Origin of the sequence: Streptomyces naganishii JCM 4654 (assembly GCF_014650575.1) — a bacterium.
In the GTDB taxonomy this organism is placed as follows: Bacteria; Actinomycetota; Actinomycetes; order Streptomycetales; family Streptomycetaceae; genus Streptomyces; species Streptomyces naganishii.
In genome coordinates this window covers 1-5,036 of record NZ_BMVF01000044.1, presented here as the reverse complement: position 1 = coordinate 5,036, position 5,036 = coordinate 1, and the positions used below count along the sequence as shown (strand labels likewise).

The following is a 5,036-nucleotide window of genomic DNA, read 5'->3' as shown; positions in this document are numbered from 1 at the left end:
GTCCTCGGCGGCCTGGACGGCCACCATCGCTCCGCCGCCCGGGAGTTCCTGCATCAGCCGGCCACGCGCCGCCACCAGCGCGCACGCGTCCTCCAGCGACAGCACACCCGCGCAGTGCGCCGCCGCCAGCTCACCGATCGAGTGACCGGCCAGGAAGTCCGGCCGTACGCCCCACGACTCCAGGAGCCGGAACAGCGCCACCTCCACGGCGAACAGGGCCGGCTGCGTGTACGCCGTCTGGTCCAGAAGCGCACCCTGCGCACCCTCGTCACCGAACAGCACCTCGCGCAAAGGCAGTTCGAAGTGAGCCAGGATCTCGTCCAACGCCCCCGCGAACACCGGGTACGTCTCGTACAGCTCACGCCCCATTCCCGCGCGCTGGCTGCCCTGCCCGGAGAACAGGAACGCCACCTTGCCCTCGGTGGCGGTTCCGTGGACCTGCGTGCTCGTGGTCTCGCCGGCGGCGAGCGCGGTGAGTCCGGCCAGCAGTTCGTCGCGGTCGCCGGCGACCAGCACGGCCCTGCGGTCCAGCGCGGCCCGGGTGACGGCCTGCGAGTAGGCGACGTCGGCGAGGGTCGTCCCGGGCCGCGCCGCGAGGTGGGCGTGGAGCTGTCCGGCCTGGGCGCGCACCGCCGCCTCGTCCTTGCCCGAGAGGACGACGGGCACGTACCCGGCGGACCGGACGGGCTCGGCCTGGCCGGTCGGCTCGGCGGGCTCGGTGTGTTCCTCCAGGATGGTGTGCGCGTTGGTGCCGCTCATGCCGAACGACGACACGCCTATGCGGCGCGGGTGCTCGCCCCGCGACCATTCGCGCGCCTCGGCGAGCAGCGACACCTCGCCCGCCGACCAGTCCACGTGGGGGGTCGGCTCGGTCAGGTGCAGCGTCTTGGGCAGGACGCCGTGGCGCAGGGCCATGACCGACTTGATCACACCGGCGACGCCGGCGGCGGCCTGGGCGTGGCCGATGTTGGTCTTCAGCGAGCCCAGCCAGAGCGGCCGCCCGGCCGGGCGGTCCTTGCCGTAGGTGGCGATGAGGGCCTGGGCCTCGATCGGGTCGCCGAGAGCGGTGCCGGTGCCGTGCGCCTCGACGGCGTCGACCTCCTGCGGGGTGAGCCGGGCGTTGGCCAGCGCCTGGAGGATGACACGCTGCTGAGACGGGCCGTTGGGCGCGGTGAGGCCGTTGCTCGCGCCGTCCTGGTTGACGGCGGAGCCGCGGACCACGGCCAGCACCGGGTGGCCCCTGCGGCGTGCGTCGGAGAGCCGTTCGACGAGGAGGAGTCCGACTCCCTCGGCGAGGCAGAAGCCGTCGGCCTCCGTGGAGAAGGCCTTGCAGCGGCCGTCCATGGCCAGGCCGCGCTGCTTGCTGTAGTCGATGAAGGTGCCCGGCGCCGACATCAGGGTCGCGCCGCCGGCCAGCGCCATCGAGCACTCGCCGTTGCGCAGCGCCTGCACGGCCAGGTGCAGGGCGACCAGTGAGGAGGAGCAGGCGGTGTCGACGGTGAGAGCGGGCCCTTCGAGCCCGAAGGCGTACGACAGCCGTCCGGAGGCCACGCTCGCGGCGTTGCCGGTGCCGAGGTAGCCCTCGAGGTCCTCGGAGGAACTCAGCAGGGCGGTCAGGTAGTCGTGGCTGCTGGTGCCGACGAAGACGCCGACCCGCTTGCCGCGCAGTGTCGTCGGGTCGATGCCGGCGCGTTCGAAGGCCTCCCAGGAGGTCTCCAGCAGGAGGCGCTGCTGGGGGTCCATGGACAGCGCCTCGCGCGGGCTGATGCCGAAGGGGCTCGGGTCGAACCGCGCGATGTCGGTGACGAAGCCGCCCTGCTTGGCGTAGCTGGTGCCGGGGTGCTCGGGGTCCGGGTGGTAGACGGTGTCGAGGTCCCAGCCGCGGTCGGCGGGGAAGTCGGTGACCGCGTCCCGCTCGTCGGTCACCAGGTGCCACAGGTCCTCGGGGGACGCGACGCCGCCGGGGTAGCGGCAGCTCATCGCGACGATGGCGATGGGGTCCTGGTTCTTCGCCTCGGCCTCGCGCAGCCGCTGACGCGTCTGATGCAGATCCGCCGTCACCAGTTTGAGGTAGTCCCGCAGCGTCTCTTCATTCGCCATTTAAAAGCAACCCATTTACGGCAGACGACATCGGAAAGGAACCAGAAACAATCGCACCGAGAAGGGATTCGATCGGTTTCTTCAATCGATTTCTTCAGTCGGTATCTCGTGGGCAGGCTATGGTCGCCCCGACGCCCCCGACAACCCCTGTCCGGCCCCTAGCCACCCCTGCGATCGGGGGGATGACCAGGGGCCGAGGAGAGAACAGGAGGTGGGCGGAAACGCCCGGGGGCTCGCCCGGCCGGCGCCCGGCATTCGGTGTCGTCGGGCAGCCTGACCGACCGCACGAATGCCCGTCAATACCGTACTGCCGTGTCAGGGAAAATGTGTCACGCCATCACGGAGAAATGCGTCACGCCCTGCCGAGACCTTTGTTGATGAACGCGAAGAGTTCCTCGTCGCTGGCCTCCTGGAGCTGTGCCACGTCTTCGATGCCGCTCCCGGCCCCGGCCGGCCCGCTGTCGGCCCCTGTCCCCCTCCCGGCTTCCGGCACCTCCGAGTCGTCCCACTTCCCCAGCAGCGACCGCAGCCGCATGCTGATGCGGGCCCGGGTGACGTTGTCCGGGCTGGTGCCGGCGAGCATCGCTTCGAGCCTGTCGAGCTCGTCGAGCACCGACGCGCCGCCGTCCGCCTCCGGAACGACCTCGCCACGCAGGTACCCGGCCACCGCGGCGGGCGTCGGATGGTCGAAGATCAGGGTCGGAGGCAGCTTGAGGCCGGTGGCGGCGCCGAGGCGGTTGCGCAGTTCGACGGCGGTGAGCGAGTCGAACCCGAGTTCCTTGAACGCCCGGTTCGCCTCGACCGCCTCGGCACCCGCATGGCCCAGCACCGCGGCGACCGCTCCCCGCACCAGGTCCAGCAGGAGGCGGTCCTGCTCGGTGGGCGGCAGCCCCGCGAGCTGCTTGCCGAGCGGAACCGCGGCCCCGGGGTCGTCGGCCGGGTCGCCCTGCGCCTTCTCGATGACCTCACGGGCCTCGGGCAGTTCATTGAGCAGGGTACGCGGCCGGTCCGCGGTGAACGCCAGCGCGAAGCGCTTCCACTCCATGTCGATGACGGTCAGTGCCGTCTCGTCCCGGTCGAGTGCCTGCCCGAGGGCGGTGACCGCGAGTTCGGGCGCCATCTCGAGGATGCCGTGCCTGCGCATACGGTCCCCCACCGGCCCGGCGACCGCGCCGCCGTCGCCCCACGGGCCCCAGGCGAGCGTGGTGGCCACCAGCCCGTCCGCCCGCCGCTGCTCGGCCAGCGCCTCCAGGAAGGCGTTGCCCGGCGCCTGGTTGCCCTGGCCGGGGGCGCCGAAGGTGGCCGCGAAGGAGGAGAAGAGCACGAACGCCGACAGATCCAGCTCACGCGTCAGTTCGTGCAGGTTGCGGGTCGCTTCCACCTTGACCCGCAGGACCTCGTCCAGCTGGTCCGGCGTCAGTTCCTCGATGACTCCGTCGTTCAGTACGGCGGCGGTGTGCACGACGGCGGTGAGTGGCCGGTCCTCCGGTACCGCGGCGAGGAGCCGGGAGAGGGCGGTGCGGTCAGCGACGTCACAGGCCGCGATGGTCACTTCGGCGCCCAACGCGGTCAACTCGTCGTGGAGTTCGTCGGCGCCGGGGGCGTCCGGGCCGCTGCGGCTGGTCAGCAGCAGGTGCACGGGGGCGGAGTCCGCCTCGGCGTTGCGGGCCAGCCATCGGGCCACGTGCGCGCCCAGGGCACCCGTACCGCCGGTGACCAGCACGGTCCCTCGCGGCTCCCAGTCGCGGGTGACGGGGGTGCGGTCGAGGGGGGCGCGCACCAGGCGGCGTACGAACAACCCGGTGGAGCGGAGGGCGAGTTGGTCCTCGCCCGCATCGGCCGTGGCGAGAGTGGCGGCCAGCCGTGTCAGCGAGCGCTCGTCCGGCTCGGCGGGCAGGTCGACGAGACCGCCCCAGCGCTCGCCCTGCTCCATCGACGCCACTCGGCCCATGCCCCAGATCAGGGCCTGCTCGGGGTTCTCCAGCCGATCCGCGCCGCCGACCGAGACGGCACCCCGGGTGGCGCACCACAGCGGTGCCGTCACCTCCGCGTCGCCCAGGGCCTGCACCAGCGCGAGGGAGGTGTGCAGCGGCTGCTCGGCGTCCAGCGCGAGCAGCGACAGCACACCGGCCAAGTGGCCTCCGGCCTCCGTAACTTCCTCATGCAGCAGGGCGGCCAGCGCCTCCCGGTCGGCGGGCTTGACGGCGAGTTCCCTCACCTGAGCCCCTCGATCGGCGAGTGCCCGTGCGATGCCGTTCGCCCAGAGCTCCCGACTGTCCGGGGTCGTGAGCAACAGCCAGGTTCCGGCGTGGCGGGTGGCGGCGGAGGTGCTGTCGTCGGGCAGCGGCTTCCAGGTGACCCGGTAGCGCCAGCCGTCGAGCGTCGACGTCTCACGGCTGCGCCGCCGCCAGGAGGAGAGCAACGGCAGCACCTCGCTCAGCCGCTGGTCCCCGTCGACCTCCAACTCGGCCGCCAGCGCCGCCCAGTCCTCCCGCTCCACCGCCTCCCAGAAGCGCGCGTCCGTGGCATCGGCCGGCGATGCGGGCAGAGCGGTGCGGGGAGCGGCCTCGGGCCAGTAGCGCTGGTGCTGGAAGGCGTAGGTGGGCAGGTCGACGCGGCGGGCGCCGGTACCGGCGTAGACCGCCTTCCAGTCCACCGGGATCCCGCCGACGAACGCCTCACCCAGCGAGGCCAGGAACCGGCCCGGACCACCGTCGTCACGCCGCAGGGTACCCACGACCACGGCCTGACGGCCGGCGTCCTCCGCCGTCTCCTGCACCGCCACGGCCAGCACCGGATGGGCACTGCACTCCACGAACGCCCCGAAGCCCTGCTCCAGCAGCGACCGGACCGCGCCCTCCAGCTCGACCGTGCGGCGCAGGTTCTCGAACCAGTACGACGCCGACAGCTCCGGGCCCTCGACCCACTCACCGGTC

2 protein-coding genes are annotated in these 5,036 nt (G+C 72.3%); both read right to left on the bottom strand.

Annotation, left to right across the window (positions count from 1 at the left end; translation table 11 throughout):
• Positions 1-2,100: type I polyketide synthase (locus IE217_RS34200; RefSeq protein ID WP_190181860.1), on the bottom strand; the 2,100-nt coding region annotated here is incomplete at its 3' end.
• Between the two features lie 352 nt (positions 2,101-2,452).
• The coding region (locus IE217_RS34195; RefSeq protein WP_190181859.1) for an SDR family NAD(P)-dependent oxidoreductase at positions 2,453-5,036 on the bottom strand (2,584 nt) is incomplete at its 5' end.